A 14,716-nucleotide genomic window follows, 5' to 3' on the forward strand; every position below is an offset into this window, starting at 1 on the left:
CGGCGAGACGGCACCGGCCGAGTCAATCGCAGAAGCTCCCGCCGAGACGCCCCAGCCCGAGGCCCCGGCCGACGCCGAGGAGCCCGAGCCGACCGCCGACGCGGGCGACCCCGCCCCGACGCCGCAGCCCGCCACCGAGACGCCGGAGCCCACCGAGCCGACCGACCCGAGCGCCGAGCCCCCCGCACCCGAGACACCCGATCCGAACGCCAACGGCCCGCCACGGTTCACGGGAGACGCGAGCGCCCAGGCCGCACTCGCCTGCGTCGCGGGCACCTACTACTCGGTCTCGTCGACCGGCCAGCTGCGATCCGTCACCGGCCAGACGGTGACCAACATCAGCCCGCCCGCCACGGGAGTCACGAGCTTCAACGGCCTCGGGGTCGGAACGGGCGGCGAACGGGTCTACGCCTACGAGCGCACCAACACCGGGCGCACCGTCACCATGTGGGCCTTCAACACCACCACGAACGCCTGGTCGAACACGGGCCACACCTACAACACGACCACCGCGGCGAACGGCGCCTTCGCCGGCACGCTCACCGCAGGAGCGGTGAACCAGAGCTCGGGCAACTTCAACTTCGGCGGATTCCAGTCCGTGACCGTCGGCGGCACCGCGACCCTGCAGTTCAAGATCTGGCGCTACGCGCCCGCGACCGGTGCGTTCACCTATCTCGGGTACATCAACGCGGGCGCCGACTCGGGCCAGGGCGCCAACGGCGACCTCGACTTCGACGCCAACGGCAACATGTTCATCGTGCGCGGCACGGGCAACACCGCCACGCTGCACTCCGTCACCGCGGCGAACCTCGCTGCCGCGAACGGCGGCCTGATCCCCTCATCGGCGCTCAGCAGCTTCGCCTCCCAGGCGAACGTCAACGGCGTCGCCTTCGACGCGAGCGGGCGCCTCTTCCTCGGATCGCAGACCACCGTCGAGGCGTACACGATGCCCGGCTTCACGAACCGCCAGGTCGTCAACTCGACGCTCACCGACAGCACCGACCTCGCCTCGTGCTCGTCACCTCCCACCGTCACCGTGGAGAAGCGCGTCAACGCCCGCGCCAAAGCGGAGGATCAGTTCACGCTCAGCCTCACCAACGGCGCGACGACGGTGGGCACCGCCACCACGAGCGGCGACGCCGTCGGCGTGCAGACGCAGCGAGTGGGGCCCGTACCCACCGGTCGCGGGGCGACGCTGACCTTCACCGAGACGGCCGCCGGGCAGACCCGGCTCTCCGACTACACCACGACCTACGAGTGCCGCGTCGACGGCTCCACCACCCCGCTCGTCTCCGGCACCGGCACCTCGGGAACCCTCACCGTGCCCACCACGGGCCAGTCGATCGTGTGCACGTTCACGAACTCGACCCGCCCGGCGACCCTGCGCGTGAACAAGGTCTGGGTGGTCGACGGCCAGCAGTTCGCCCAGGGCAGCCAGTCCGCCGGCATCAACGCGACCCTCGGCCTCTCACCGCAGGGCACCACGACGGGCGCCCCGCAGTGGGGGCAGCAGCGCAGCGGCTTCGCCGTGGGCCAGAACGTCGCCGTCTCCGAGCAGGTGACCCTCGATCCCGCGGTCGTGCCCGGCTGCCGGCTCACCGCCGCGACGATCTCGGGATCCGGGATCACGGGAACGCCGGCGCTCGGCGCCCCCACCACCGTCACCCTCCCCGCCGCCGCGAACGAGCTCACGATCACGAACACCGTCACCTGCGAGCAGACCCTGACGCTCGTCAAGCAGGTGACGAACAGCTTCGGCGGCGCCCTCGCGCCGGCCGCATGGAACGGGCGGCTGCACGCGCAGCAGACCGGATCGCCCCGGCTCGACTTCACGACCGGCCAGACGCGCAGCGTCGGCACCGGCGCCTACGTGATCAGCGAGCGCCAGCTCGACGGCTACGACCTCACCGGCGTGACCTGCCAGGGCGCCGCCTTCTCCGCCGCCACCAGCACGCTCACCATCGCGCGCGGGCAGCAGGCCACGTGCACCCTCACCAACCGCGACCTGCCCGGGGACGTCACCTGGTCGAAGGTCGGACCCGACGGCGACGCACTCGGCGGATCCCGGTGGACCCTCACCGGTCCGGCGGGATCGACCCCGATCGTGATCGACGACTGCACCGCCGCCTCCGCAGCGGCGTGCACCGGCCGCGACGTGAACCCGAGCGCCGGCGGCTTCCGCGTCACCGGCCTCGCCTGGGGCGACTACACGCTCACCGAGACCTCCCCGCCCGCCGGGTTCGTGCGCGACCCCGCCGTCCACCGATTCGCCATCACCGCGACGCAGCGCACGGTCGGCCTCGGCGCCTACGCCAACGCGCAGGCCGCGGGCCCAGAGCTCCCCTTCACCGGAGGCGCGGGATCCGACGCCTTCACGCTCATCGGCGCATCGATCCTCGGCGGCGGCGTCATCGCCGCCATCGCGCTCGGGCTGCGACGAAGGGCGGTGAGCCAGGCACCCCGCGCCGCTCCATGACTCGCAGACGCACGCATCACCGCCGTCACGCACCACGCACTCACCAACTCACGCACTCACGCTGATTCCCTTGCAGGAAAGGACCCACACACCATGAGACGCACCGCCTCCCACCTCTGGGGCTTGCTCGCCGTCGGCGCCATCGCCGCGGCGGCGATCGTCGCCGCACCGGCGGCGCCCGCACTGGCCGACAACATCGACCCCGCGGCGCCGACCTCGCTCACCATCCACAAGTACGCCGGCAGTGAGGGCGCCGAAGGCGACGGCTCGGAGATCGCCGACCCCTCGGGCCTCGGCACCCCCCTCGCCGGCGTCGAGTTCACCATCACCCCCGTCACGGCGAGCGCGTCGGGGCCGATCACGCTCACGACGCCGGCCGGCTGGGAGCGCGCCAGCAACCTGACGCCCGCCGACGTGCGGGGCAGCGGGTTCACGCTCGGCACCCCGACCGTCGTGACGACGGGCGCCGACGGCAGCGTCAGCTCCGCACTGCCCATCGGCCTGTACCTGGTCGAGGAGACCGATCCCGGCGACAACAACGTCGTGTCGCCCGTCGATCCCTTCCTCGTCACGCTGCCCACCCCGGCCGGCGGCGGCGAGTGGACGTACGACGTGCACGTCTACCCGAAGAACCAGCTCAACGCGACCACCCCCCAGAAGACCGTCGCCGCCCCCGACACGCTCGTGCTCGGCGCACCGGTCACTTGGACGATCACGGCGCCCGTGCCCGCCCTCAACCAGGGCGGCACGTACACCGACTTCACCATCATCGACGCGCTCGATCCGCGGCTGTCGTTCGTGAGCGCCACGATCCGCACCCCCGGCTTCGCGCAGGGCACCGACTACACCGTGACGAACACGGGCGGAACGGTGACCATCGCGCTCACCGCCACCGGGCGCGCGCAACTCGTCGCCGGCGCGATCCTCAACATCGGCATCGTCACCGAGGTCGACAGCCTCGGCGGCGACGGCGTCGTGACGAACCAGGCGACCGTGCGCACCAACGGGGCGCCCGCGCTCACCGGCGTCTCCAGCACCAACTGGGGCGCGCTGCAGATCCTCAAGCACGTCGCGGGCGATCAGACCGATCCGCTCGCCGACGCCGAGTTCGCGGTCTTCAGCGACGCCGAGGCGACCGAGCAGATCGCGACCCTCACCACCGATGAGACCGGCACCGCCGACATCTCGCTGTGGGCCGGCAACGATGCGACCTCCGAGCGCTCCTACTGGATCCGCGAGACGGTCGCCCCCGCCGGCTTCATCCTCGACGCGCAGTTGCGCGAGATCGTGGTGCCCGCCAGCGGCTCCGCCGATCCCGTCGTGCTCGCCGTGGCGAACGCCCAGCGCACCGGGCCGGATCTGCCGCTCACCGGCGCGCAGGGGCAGCTGTGGCTCTCCGTCGCAGGCGTCGCCGTGCTCGCCGCGGCCGTCGGTGCGGCTCTCGTGGTCGCGCGCAAGCGTCGGCAGCACCGCTGAAGCTCGACCGCACCCGGCACCGGCATCCGATGACGGCCGGTGACGCCGGGCGGGGGCGCACGACCCCCGCCCGGCGTTGGCGCGCTCCCATCGCGCCGCTGATCATCGCGCTCGTCGCGCTGATCGGGCTCACGATCCTCGTCTACCCGACGGCCGCCGCCTGGTTCGCGCAGCGCGAGCAGTCGCGGCTCCTCGGGGAGGCCGGTGAGGTGACCGACGCCCACGCGGAGCGCAACGCCGCGAGCATCGCCCAGGCCCGCGAGTACAACGACGCCCTGCGGGCCGGCGCCCGCATCGAGGCGAACGAGCGCCTCCCCCTCGGCGGCGGCGAGATCGCCGACGACGCCCTCGACTACCGCGCCGTGCTCGACGACGACGCGACCGGCGTGATGACGCGCGTGCGCATCCCCCGCATCGACGTCGACCTGCCGACCTTCCACGGCACCTCCGACGAGACGCTGCTCCGCGGGCTCGGCCACCTCGAGGGCACCTCGCTCCCCGTCGGCGGCGCGGGCACGCACGCCGTCATCACGGGGCACCGCGGGCTCGCGGACGCCCGCATGTTCACCGACCTCGACCGGGTGCGGGTCGACGACACCCTCACCCTGACGACCTTCGGCGAGGTGCTCGCGTACCGCGTCGTGTCGACGACGGTGGTCGATCCCGATCAGACCGAGTCGCTGCAGGCGCAGGAGGGCCGCGACCTCGTCACCCTGGTGACCTGCACTCCGCTCGGCATCAACTCGCAGCGCATCCTCGTCACCGCGGAGCGCATCTTCCCGACGCCGAAGGCCGACCGCGAGGCGGGCCTCGCCGACCCGAACGCGAGCGACGCGCCCTGGTGGGCGGCGATCCTCGGCGGCGGCGCGCTCATCGCCGGCGTCTACGTGTGGCGCAGCGGAATCGTCTCGGTGCGCTGACGCTAGCGCGGGTCAGCGCACCGAACGGCCGGACCCGAGGTGAACGACGCGCGAACACGACCACCGCGGCACCCTAGGCCGGGCTACGCTGATCCCATGAGCGACCACGTGCTGCCTGCTCCCGCCGCCCCGGGCACGGGCGCCCCCGAATCCGTGCGGAGGCGAACCGTGCTCGCCTGGTCGCTGTGGGATTGGGGCTCCGCCTCGTTCAACGCGGTCGTCACGACGTTCGTCTTCAGCGTCTACATCACGAGCGCCCCGTTCGGCCCGGAGGAGCAGGTCTCGCGCGAGCTCGGCATCGCCCTGCTCGTCGCGGGCATCGTGGTGGCGCTCTTCGCCCCCGTGATCGGCCGGCTCACCGACCAGGCCGGTCGCCGCAAGACGTGGCTCGCGATCAACACCGGCATCGTGGTCGCCGCGACGCTGCTCATGGTCTTCGTCGCGCCCGACGAGCAGTTCCTGATCTTCGGCCTCGTGCTGCTCGCCATCGGCAACGTCGCCTTCGAGTTCGCGAGCGTCAGCTACAACGCGATGCTCGGCCAGATCGCCACCAACCGCAACGTGGGCAAGATCTCCGGAATCGGCTGGGGCATGGGCTACCTCGGCGGCATCGTGCTCCTCGCGCTGATCCTCGTCGGCTTCATCTTCCCCGAGGTGGGCTGGTTCGGCGTCACCTCCGACGGCGCCTGGAACGTGCGCATCGCGATGCTGCTCGCCGCCGTGTGGTTCGCGGTGTTCGCGATCCCCGTGTTCTTCGCGGTCCCCGAGATTCCCGCCGCCGCCCACCCCGAGCACACCGGGCGCTGGTTCCTCCGCGCGTACGCCGACGTGTTCCGCAGCATCGCCGGGCTCTGGCGCGACGCCCGCCAGACCCTGCACTTCCTCATCGCGAGCGCCGTCTTCCGCGACGGGCTCGCCGGAGTGTTCACCTTCGGCGGCGTCATCGCCGCGCGCAGCTTCGGGTTCGACAACACGACCGTGATCCTCTTCGCCATCGCGGCGAACGTGGTCGCCGGGCTCGCGACCATCGTCGTCGGGTTCTTCGAGGATCACCTCGGCGCGAAGCGGGTCATGGTCTCGTCGATCGTGCTCATGGTGATCTGCGCCATGCTCGTCTTCGCGCTGCACGACGCCGGCACCTGGGTGTTCTGGGTGTTCGGGCTCATGCTCTGCATCTTCGTCGGACCCGTGCAGTCCGCGAGCCGATCCTTCCTCGCACGGCTGATCCCCGCCGGGCGGGAGGGCGAGATCTTCGGCCTCTACGCCACCACCGGCCGCGCGGTCTCGTTCCTCGCCCCCGCCGGCTTCACCATCGCGATCGCCATCGGCGGCGAGACCATCTTCGGGATCATCGGCATCGGCGCCGTGCTGCTCATCGGCCTGCTGCTGCTCCTGCCCGTCCGCACGACGCGGTGAGCCGGCACGCCCCGGCGCCGCGCCCAGGGCAGTAGCCTGTTCGGGTGCCCCGTCCCGAACTCTCCGCCGAGCAGCGCGCCGTCTACGAACGCATCGAGCACACCCGCGAGCACCTGTTCATCACCGGTCGCGCCGGCACCGGCAAGTCGACCATCCTGAACCACCTCTCGTGGAACACCAGCAAGATCATCGCCGTGTGCGCCCCGACCGGTGTGGCGGCGCTGAACGTCGGCGGCCAGACCATCCACTCCCTGCTGCGGCTCCCCACCGGCATCATCGCCGACCACGACCTCGACCAGCCGGCGGAGCTCAAGAAGATGCTCGCCGCTATCGACACCCTCGTGATCGACGAGATCTCGATGGTGTCGGCCGACCTCATGGACGCGATCGACCGCTCGCTGCGCCTCGCGCGCGGCAAGCGGCACGACCCCTTCGGCGGGGCGCAGATCATCATGTTCGGCGACCCGTACCAGCTGCCCCCCGTGCCGCCGCGCGACCCGCACGAGCGCGCCTACTTCGCCGACACCTACCGCTCGCTGTGGTTCTTCGACGCGAACGTGTGGAAGTCGGCGCCGCTCTCCACCTTCGAACTGCTCGAAGTGCACCGGCAGCGCGACGACCGGTTCAAGCAGATTCTCGGAGCGGTGCGCCACGGAGTCGTCACCGAGGATCAGGCGAACGAGCTCAACGCGGCCGGCGCCCGCCCCGCGCCCCGCGACGTCATCACCCTGGCGACCACGAACGCGACCGTCAACCGGCTGAACGCGCAGCGCCTCGCCGAGATCAAGGGATCGTCGCTGCGCGCCGTCGCCGAGATCAACGGCGAGTTCCGCGAGAACACCTACCCCGCCGACGAGGTGCTCGAGCTGAAGCCCGGGGCGCAGGTGATGTTCCTGCGCAACGACCCCGACGGCCGGTGGGTGAACGGCACCATCGGCACGGTGTCGCGCGTCTCGGGCACCGTGTGGGTGGAGGTGGATCGCGAGGAGTTCGAGGTCGAACCGATGGTCTGGGAGCGGTACCGCTACCGGTACGACTCGGAGACGAAGAAGCTCGAGAAGGAAGTGGTCGCCGAGTTCGAGCAGTTCCCGCTGCGCCTCGCCTGGGCCGTGACCGTGCATAAGTCGCAGGGCCACACCTACGACGCCGCGATCGTCGACCTCGGGCCGCGCGCCTTCAGCGCCGGGCAGACCTACGTGGCGCTGAGCCGCGTGCGCTCCCTCGACGGGCTCTACCTGCAGCGGCCCCTGCAGCCGCGCGACGTGATCGTCGACCCGAACGTCGTGCGCTTCATGCGCGGCAAGGAGGAGACCGCGTGAGCGGTGCGGGCGTCGCCCGGGCGCTGCTGTCGCGAACGTCGCCCGGGCGCTGCCGCCGCGAGCGTCGCCCGGGCGCTGCCGCCGGGAGCTGCGATCCCGACTACGCCGCCGCGAGCTTCGCCTGGCCGAGGTCGCGGAACACCGCCGTGTTGAACGCGTACGCCGTGCGCACCTCGTCGAGCATGCGAGCCCGCTCGTCGGCGTCGAGCTGCGCACCGAGCACGTCGAGCGCGGCGCGGTAGCGGTTCTTGAACTCGGCGAGATCGCCCAGCTCGGCGAAGTCGTAGAACGCGATGCCCGCGCCCGGCAGCCCGTGCTGCTTCGCCACGCGCTTCGCGATGTACTGGCCGCCCGACAGATCGCCGAGATACCGGGTGTAGTGGTGGGCCACCACGCCGGCGACCCAGCCCTCGGCGGCGACCTCGCGCATGCGCGCCGCGTACTCGAGCGTCGCCGGCACGGCGACGATCCGATCCCGCCAGTCCGCGCCGATCAGGTGCGCGAGATCCGCCTCGAGCGCGGGCAGGCGCACGAGCGAGGGCGTGTGGAAGCCGGCGAACCGGGGGTCGCCCGCGACCCGATCCGCCGCCGCCTCGAGCGCCTCGTACATGAAGTAGTGCTGGGCGACGAGGTCGATGTAGTCCTGCAGCGACCCCTTGCCGCGCATGATGTCTTCCATGAACGTCGCGCCCTCGCTGTCGGAGTGATCCGACCACGAGCTCTCGCGGATGACCACCGAGAACGGGCGATCGGCCGCGTCCGCGCCTTCGGCGGCTTCCTCGCGGTGGGCCGCGCGATCCCCGTGGGTCTCGTCGGCGGCGTCCCCCGCGCCGTGGTGCGAGCTCGCCGGCTCCTCGTGCTCGCCGCGCGCCGGAACCCCGAGCTTCGCGCACGCGGCGGTGTACAGCGCGACCACCTCGCGGCGGATCTCGGGCCGCTCCGAGATCGGGCCGCCCGGCCACGCCACCGACAGCTCGTGCTCCCCGTCGGCGTCGGTCACGCGCCACAGGCCGGCGGCCTCGGTCACGCCGACCATCGCGCTCGCCGTCGCGCCGGGATACCCGAAAGCGCGCGCGATCAGGAGGTTGTCGTCCGTGTGGTCGCCGTTCATGTGCCCGGTCACTCCCGAGATCACGTCATCCGAAAAAATCGTCACCAGGTCAGTCTAGTAAGGGTTGCCTCACTTCACCCCACCCCGCCGCGAACTTCTCAGTCGCACGCACTAGACTCCCGTGTGTTCTGTGTCCAATTCACCCTCGAGATTGGCGGTCGAATTTGATTCCGCGCTTTGCCCCTCGCACTCGCCTGCTGGCCGTCGGTGCCATCATCGTCGCCTCGCTCGGTCTCACGGCGTGCACCGGCGGCGGATCGGTGACGAGTGCGGCCGACGTCAACACCGTCGATGAAGCCCTCGCGACCGGCATCGACGACGCGGTGGCCTCGGCGATGCAGCAGAGCGGATCGACCGAGGCGATCGTCGGGGTGTGGGACAACGCCGGTGGCGAGTATCTGCGCGGCTACGGAGACAGCGGGGTCGACGGCTCCACGCTCATCCGCGGCGCGCAGGCGACCCAGCCGGTCATGTGCGCGCTCATGCTCGATCTCGCCGCCGAGGGCCGGATCGACCTCGACGGGAAGGTCTCCGACGACCTCACCCGCCAGTCGGACATCGAGGACGTCACCTACCGCCAGCTGTGCGACATGCGATCCGGCCTCATCGACTACAAGGGCGCGTTCACCGACATCTTCGCGAACAACCCGACGCGGCCGTGGGCCGAGCAGGAGCTCATCGCGCAGGGGCTCTCGCAGTCGCCCGGCTCGTGGCCCGGCCTCGACTTCCACCAGTCCGACACGAACATCGTGCTGCTGGCGCGCGCCCTCAAGGTGAAGACGGGCGAGGATCTGCCCGACCTGCTGCGCAACCACGTGTACTCGGATGCGGGCATGGGATCGACCTACTTCCCCGACCTCAGCAGCACCACGGTGAACGGCGAGACGCTGCAGGGCCTCACGTACCCGTCGAGCGGCGGCAAGGCGGTCTGCGACGCGGAGCCCGTCGAGGTCTCCGAGGTGTCGCCGTCGATGCTCGCGGGCGCGGGAGCGACCGTCACCACCGCCACCGACCTCAAGAGGTTCTACGACAGCTACCTCGGCGGGGCCTTCGGCGAGGACAGCGCCGGCCTCATCACCGAGGCCTTCCCCACGAAGAACCCGGCGCGCGATGAGAACGGAGAACCGACCGAGGAGATCGCCGCCGAGGGCCGCCTCTGGAGCTTCGGCGTCGAGAAGATCGGCCCGCTCTACGGCCGCACCGGCGCGATGACCGGCACCCTGACCGCCGCCTACACGGATCCCGAGAGCGGCTTCTCCGTGGTCGTCGCGCTGAACAACTCGTCGGCGGGCACCGGCTTCGTGCAGTCGCTCGCCCTCAAGCTCGCCGCGCTCGCGCAGGCGCAGGGCGTGGCCCCCGAGCTCACGTGGACAGTGGAGCAGCAGGACGAGGCGCTGGCGAACACCGCCGTCTGCCAGTAGCGAGCCGCGGCGCCGTGACTTTCTGCTACGGTTGTCGAGTCGGAATCTTCGCGATTCCCACGCGGGGATGTAGTTCAATGGTAGAACTTCAGCTTCCCAAGCTGACAGCGCGGGTTCGATTCCCGTCATCCCCTCCGAGCGGGCCCTTTCCTCCACGATTGGGTCCGTTCTTTGTTTCTCCGCGGCCTGTGGCCGACCGCGCGAAACCGAGGGTTCGCGGCGAAACCGAGGGCATTGCGTGAGCATAAGCGCTCGGTCTCGCGCCATTCCCTCGGGTTCGACCCGCAGCACGCCCATCCATCATTTTTCGCGAATCGCCATCGCCTGGATATCCCCCACACGGGGGAAGCGGCCACGGAGCTCGCCGTTTAGCGTGGATCGCATGAGCAGCACCGAGAAGAAACGACTCAACTGGTGGGCCGCGTTCATCGGGTTCGGGATGATCCTGCCGATCGCATGGCTGTCGTTCGACAACGTCACATCGGCGATCATCATGGCGGGTGCGGCGGGGATGGCCGGGCTGTTCCTGTTCCCCACCCGAGATCGCTGAGGCATCGCGGCCTCGAGCGCGAGGGTTCGCGCCGAGAGCGAGGGTTCGCGACGAGGCGAAACCCTCGTGGTCCGCGCCAACCCTCGTGGTCGGCGCGAGCGGGCGCCCCCGGGTGGTTCGGCGCGCTCTTCGCCCGGCAGCCGGATCGCGGTCGGGCCCGGATGTGGATCGCGGTCGCCCTCGTCGCGATCCCGATCGTGCTGCGCCTCTTCGCGACGCAGTGGCACGCCTGGTCGGTCGCGCTCGTGCTCTCGCTGCTCCTGCTCGGGCTGTGCGTGGGGTTCACCGAGGAGGTCGCGACCCGCGGCATCGTGGTGCAGATGCTGCGCCGCGGCGGATCGGGCGAGCGCGCAGTGCTCGTACTGTCGTCTGCGTACTTCGCGCTGCTCCACGCCGGCAACATCCTCGAGGGCCAGGCCGTCACGACGGTGGCCGTCACCGTGGTCTACACCGTCGGATTCGGCGCGATGATGTACCTCGTCGTGCGCGTCACGGGGCGTCTGATGTGGGCGATTCTGCTGCACGCCGCCACCGATCCGACGACCATCCTCGCGACGGGCGGCATCGATGCGCATTCGGCGGAGCTCGGCGGCTCAGCCGGCCTGCTCGGGATCGCCGGAGTCTTCAACTTCGTGTACGTGCTCGTCGCGGTCGTCGCGATCTTCCTCGTCAAGCGCCGGGGAGCGCGCGAGCGGGCCGTCGCCGCGCAGACCGGCTGAGACGCTGGCAGCTCGTCGAGCACGAGGACGCACGACGAGAGCACCCGGCGCGCGCGTCAACCCTCCCCCGCGGCGGCCGGCTGATGCCTAGCCTCGTGGCATGAGTTCACGAATCGGGGCGCTGTGACACCCGCGCACGTGCACGGCGGGGCGGCGAGCGCGCCGGGCGCCGAGCTGATCCTCGCCGTTCCCGTCCTCGCAGCCGTGACCGTCTACGTCGCGGCTGCGGTGATCGAGACGCGCCGCGGGCGCCCCTGGCCCTGGCATCGCACTGCCTGCTGGATCGCCGGAGCGCTGTGCGCAGCCACGGGCTTCGTCGGGCCGCTCGCCGCGGCATCCCACGGCTCCTTCGTCGCGCACATGGGCGCGCACCTGCTCGTGGGAATGGTCGCCCCGCTGCTCCTCGTGCTCGCCGCGCCGATCACGCTGGCGCTCCGCGCGCTGAGCGTCGATCCCGCCCGTCGGCTCAGCCGCGTGCTGCGCAGCCCGGTCGCGCGCCTGCTCGCGCATCCCGTGGTCGCCGCAGTGCTGAACGTCGGAGGCATGTGGGTGCTCTATCGCACGCCCCTGTACGACGCGATGCAGCGGGACCTGCTCGTGCACTGGCTCGTGATGCTGCACTTCCTCTTCGCCGGCACGCTCTACACCGCGGCGCTGGTCGGCGTCGACCCCTCACCGCACCGGTCGGGGTTCGCGCTGCTCGCGGGGGTGCTGGTGGCGTCGCTCGCCGCGCACGGGGTGCTCGCGAAGCTGCTGGCGGCGGAGCCGCCCCCGGGCATCTCGGCCGCCGAAGCGGAGGCCGGCGCGCAGCTCATGTACTCCGGCGGCGATGCGGTCGACTTCGTGCTGATCGTGCTGCTCTGCGCGGAGTGGTACCGCGTCACCGGCAGGCGGATGCGCCGCGAGACTGCCGACCGCTCCCCCGCGCCCCCGATTCGCCCCGCCGACGCGACCCGTCGCCCGAGAGGAGCATCCGCATGACCCGCGCATCTCACCAGCGCACCGCCAACCCCCTGCGCAACCGCTCGTACTGGGCGGCCTTTCTGCTCGGCGTCGCCGCGATGGCCGCGGTCGACGAGATCGTGTTCCACCAGATCCTCGCCTGGCACCACTTCGTCGACGCCGCGACGCCGCGCTTCGCCCTGCTCTCCGACGGTCTGCTGCACGCCGCCGAGCTCTTCGCCTTCGCCTTCGGCTTCTTCCTGATGCTCGACGCACGGCGCCGCGGCACGCTCTGGGCGCCGGCCGCCTGGGCCGGGTTCGCGACGGGGCTCGGGCTCTTCCAACTCTGGGACGGGGTCGTCGACCACAAGGTGCTGCGGCTGCACCAGATTCGGTACGGCGTCGACCTGCTGCCTTACGACATCGCGTGGAATGCGGCCGGCGGGCTGCTGCTCGTCGCCGGGATCATCTGGACCGCGGTGCTCGCGCGAGGCGGCCGCGACGCGAAATGAGTGCGCGACACGCGAAAAGAGCGCGCGAAACGCGAAATCCCCATTATCACGATGTGACGTAACCGCCTGACACCCTGTACGTTTTTAAGTATGGATACGACTAGTTTTCAGCGCCTTCCGCAGAGCATTCAGCAGATGGTGCTCGATGGCCTGGACAACGAGGTGCAGGCCGGGCTCGAGCGGCTCGACAATGCGAAGAAGGATGGCACCCTCGCTCCGGAGCAGACCGCCGCACTCGAGGGCGACATTCGCCGCGCGGCCGAGCTGCGCAACCGCTTCTCGCCGGCCTGACCCGCGGGCCGGTCTGCGATCGGTGCACGCGAGCGGCGAATCGCGAACGCGCCCGAGCGGCACCGCTCCGTTGCGCCGAGTGACGGATCGCGATCTCAGCCGAGCGGCAGCTCGTGCTGCAGCGCCCCCTCGTGGCGCAGCAGGCGCTCTTTGAGCGCGACGCCGAAGAGGTAGCCGCCGAGCCCGCCGTCGGCGCGCACGATCCGGTGGCAGGGGACGACGAGCGCGACGAGGTTGTTCGCGCACCCTGACGCGGCGGCGCGCACGGCGGAGGGGCGCCCGGCGAGCGCGGCGAGCTCGGTGTACGTCACCGCGCGACCCGCCCGCACCCCGCGGAGCGCCCGCCACACGTCGCCGCGGAACGGCGTCTCGACCTGCCGCACGGCGAGCGCGTCGATGGCGGCGACCTCGCCGGACGCATACGCGCGCAACGCCTCGGCGACCGGATCGGCGGGCGCTGCGGCGCCCGCCGAGGCGTCCGCGATCCCGCGCTCCGCTGCCGTCGGGTCGGCGGCGCGCAGTCGCGCTTCGAGCGACCGCGCCTCGGGGTCGGTCTCGGTGGCGAACCCCGCCGCCCGGAGTGCGCCGTCCTCCGGCGACCAGATGGCGTGGAACGGCGCCCCGACGATGTCGACGACGGTGCGGCGGAGCGGTGCGGGGGTCGCCTCGAGCGGGCTGCGGGTCATGCGAGGTCCTTTCGTGCGGAGGCGGCGAGGAAGTCGGCCCACAGGTGCTGGGTCGCATAGCCGCGGTAGGGGCGCCAGGGCTCGGCGATCCGTTCGGCTGCTCGCGGCGCCGGATCGCCGAGCGCCCGACGCAGGATGAGGTCGCCGGCGGGGTACGCGTCGGGATCTCCCAGCGCGCGCATCGCGATCATCTCCACGCTCCACGGCCCGATGCCCCGCAGCGCCGCGAGCTCGCGACGGGCGCGATCGCGGTCGGCGCCGCTCCCGAGGTCGAGCCCGCTCGACAGCGCCGCGGCGAGCGTCTGCAGCGTCGCCGCGCGGCTGTTGGTGAGGCCGAGCGTCTCGCGCAGCGAGCTCACCGACTCGGCGGCGATCGCGGCGACGTCGAGCGCTCCGTGGAACCCGGGCGCCTCGGCCACGCCCGCCAGCGGTCGCCCGAAGCGGGCCGCGAGTCTGCCCTGCAGGGTGCGCGCCGCGGCGAGCGACACCTGCTGCCCGAGCACCGTGCCGAGCGCGGTCTCCGCAGACGACCGGGCGGCGGGCAGGCGCAGCCCGGGGCGTGCCGCGAGCAGCGGGGCGAGCCGCGGATCGGCGCCGAGGGCCTCGGCGATCTGCGCCGGGTCGGCGTCGAGATCGAGCATGCGGCGCACGATCTCGATCGCGGGCATCGCATCGGCGAGCCGCGGCAGTGCGAGCGATACCGGGATCGCGATCATCGTGCCCCGGGTGTCGGGGAGCGCCGCGGTCGGCGGCAACTCGGGCCAGTGCACGCGCACGACGGCGGTGCCGCCGGGCACGTCGAGCGCGTGCTCAGTCGCACCGTCGCGGTGGATGACGTCGCGGCCGGGGATCGCGTGCGCGACGTCATCCACCGCGA

14 protein-coding genes and 1 tRNA gene are annotated in these 14,716 nt (G+C 71.6%); 12 read left to right on the plus strand and 3 right to left on the minus strand.

Features of this window, described 5'->3' with window-relative positions; genetic code table 11:
* From NS354_RS13910 to NS354_RS11630, 5 genes are all read left to right on the plus strand, one after another.
* A partial coding sequence (locus NS354_RS13910; protein ID WP_058594635.1) for a SpaA isopeptide-forming pilin-related protein occupies window positions 1–2,476 on the plus strand: 2,476 nt, incomplete at its 5' end.
* A 93-nt stretch (window positions 2,477–2,569) separates the two neighbouring features.
* Window positions 2,570–3,952 (plus strand): SpaH/EbpB family LPXTG-anchored major pilin, encoded by a 1,383-nt coding sequence (locus tag NS354_RS11615; protein WP_058594636.1) that lies wholly within the window; start codon window positions 2,570–2,572, stop codon window positions 3,950–3,952.
* A gap of 29 nt (window positions 3,953–3,981) precedes the next feature.
* Entirely contained in the window at window positions 3,982–4,872 is an 891-nt protein-coding gene (locus NS354_RS11620) for a class C sortase (RefSeq protein ID WP_058594637.1), read from the plus strand.
* 96 nt (window positions 4,873–4,968) lie between these two features.
* Window positions 4,969–6,288: an MFS transporter gene (locus NS354_RS11625; RefSeq protein WP_058594638.1), complete on the plus strand. Its 1,320-nt coding sequence runs from the start codon at window positions 4,969–4,971 to the stop codon at window positions 6,286–6,288.
* Between the two features lie 44 nt (window positions 6,289–6,332).
* Complete coding sequence (locus tag NS354_RS11630; protein ID WP_058594639.1) at window positions 6,333–7,607, plus strand: ATP-dependent DNA helicase; 1,275 nt, start codon at window positions 6,333–6,335, stop codon at window positions 7,605–7,607.
* Between the two features lie 100 nt (window positions 7,608–7,707).
* On the opposite strand, the gene NS354_RS13920 is transcribed toward NS354_RS11630, so the two are convergent.
* The gene (locus NS354_RS13920; protein WP_345994183.1) at window positions 7,708–8,763 is read right to left on the minus strand and encodes a biliverdin-producing heme oxygenase; all 1,056 of its coding nucleotides are present in this window, start codon (window positions 8,761–8,763) and stop codon (window positions 7,708–7,710) included.
* Window positions 8,764–8,882: 119 nt separating this feature from the next.
* Here NS354_RS13920 and NS354_RS11640 point away from each other — a divergent pair, with 119 nt between their 5' ends.
* The 7 genes from NS354_RS11640 to NS354_RS11665 all read left to right on the plus strand — a co-directional run bounded on the left by NS354_RS11640 (window position 8,883) and on the right by NS354_RS11665 (window position 13,153).
* The gene (locus NS354_RS11640) at window positions 8,883–10,139 is read left to right on the plus strand and encodes a serine hydrolase domain-containing protein (protein ID WP_058594640.1); all 1,257 of its coding nucleotides are present in this window, start codon (window positions 8,883–8,885) and stop codon (window positions 10,137–10,139) included.
* Window positions 10,140–10,202: 63 nt separating this feature from the next.
* Window positions 10,203–10,273 (plus strand) — tRNA-Gly (locus NS354_RS11645).
* Window positions 10,274–10,521: 248 nt separating this feature from the next.
* Entirely contained in the window at window positions 10,522–10,689 is a 168-nt protein-coding gene (locus tag NS354_RS13665) for a hypothetical protein (protein WP_193750773.1), read from the plus strand.
* A gap of 161 nt (window positions 10,690–10,850) precedes the next feature.
* Window positions 10,851–11,408, plus strand: coding sequence for a CPBP family intramembrane glutamic endopeptidase (locus tag NS354_RS11650; RefSeq protein WP_058594641.1), 558 nt, complete (start codon window positions 10,851–10,853; stop codon window positions 11,406–11,408).
* A gap of 123 nt (window positions 11,409–11,531) precedes the next feature.
* Window positions 11,532–12,389, plus strand: coding sequence for a cytochrome c oxidase assembly protein (locus NS354_RS11655; protein ID WP_058594642.1), 858 nt, complete (start codon window positions 11,532–11,534; stop codon window positions 12,387–12,389).
* Window positions 12,386–12,862, plus strand: a complete 477-nt coding sequence (locus NS354_RS11660) for a DUF2243 domain-containing protein (RefSeq protein ID WP_058594643.1) — start codon at window positions 12,386–12,388, stop codon at window positions 12,860–12,862. The genes NS354_RS11655 and NS354_RS11660 overlap by 4 nt, the downstream gene beginning before the upstream one ends.
* A 90-nt stretch (window positions 12,863–12,952) precedes the next feature.
* Entirely contained in the window at window positions 12,953–13,153 is a 201-nt protein-coding gene (locus NS354_RS11665; RefSeq protein WP_029608172.1) for a hypothetical protein, read from the plus strand.
* Window positions 13,154–13,248: 95 nt separating this feature from the next.
* Here NS354_RS11665 and NS354_RS11670 read toward each other — a convergent pair whose 3' ends face one another.
* Both NS354_RS11670 and NS354_RS11675 read right to left on the minus strand, forming a co-directional pair.
* Window positions 13,249–13,839: a methylated-DNA--[protein]-cysteine S-methyltransferase gene (locus tag NS354_RS11670; RefSeq protein ID WP_058594644.1), complete on the minus strand. Its 591-nt coding sequence runs from the start codon at window positions 13,837–13,839 to the stop codon at window positions 13,249–13,251.
* A partial coding sequence (locus tag NS354_RS11675; protein WP_193750774.1) for a DNA-3-methyladenine glycosylase 2 occupies window positions 13,836–14,716 on the minus strand: 881 nt, incomplete at its 5' end. The genes NS354_RS11675 and NS354_RS11670, both read right to left, overlap by 4 nt.

The organism is Leucobacter chromiiresistens (assembly GCF_001477055.1).
Classification (GTDB): domain Bacteria; phylum Actinomycetota; class Actinomycetes; order Actinomycetales; family Microbacteriaceae; genus Leucobacter; species Leucobacter chromiiresistens_A.

What these genes read in the sequence shown, in the direction of transcription:
- NS354_RS11615 (WP_058594636.1), top strand. Translation starts at nt 2,570, where the DNA reads ATGAGACGCACCGCCTCCCACCTCTGGGGCTTGCTCGCCGTCGGCGCC.
- NS354_RS11620 (WP_058594637.1), top strand. Translation starts at nt 3,982, where the DNA reads ATGACGGCCGGTGACGCCGGGCGGGGGCGCACGACCCCCGCCCGGCGT.
- NS354_RS11625 (WP_058594638.1), top strand. Translation starts at nt 4,969, where the DNA reads ATGAGCGACCACGTGCTGCCTGCTCCCGCCGCCCCGGGCACGGGCGCC.
- NS354_RS13665 (WP_193750773.1), top strand. Translation starts at nt 10,522, where the DNA reads ATGAGCAGCACCGAGAAGAAACGACTCAACTGGTGGGCCGCGTTCATC.
- NS354_RS11650 (WP_058594641.1), top strand. Translation starts at nt 10,851, where the DNA reads ATGTGGATCGCGGTCGCCCTCGTCGCGATCCCGATCGTGCTGCGCCTC.
- NS354_RS11660 (WP_058594643.1), top strand. Translation starts at nt 12,386, where the DNA reads ATGACCCGCGCATCTCACCAGCGCACCGCCAACCCCCTGCGCAACCGC.
- NS354_RS11665 (WP_029608172.1), top strand. Translation starts at nt 12,953, where the DNA reads ATGGATACGACTAGTTTTCAGCGCCTTCCGCAGAGCATTCAGCAGATG.
- NS354_RS11670 (WP_058594644.1), bottom strand. Translation starts at nt 13,839, where the DNA reads ATGACCCGCAGCCCGCTCGAGGCGACCCCCGCACCGCTCCGCCGCACC.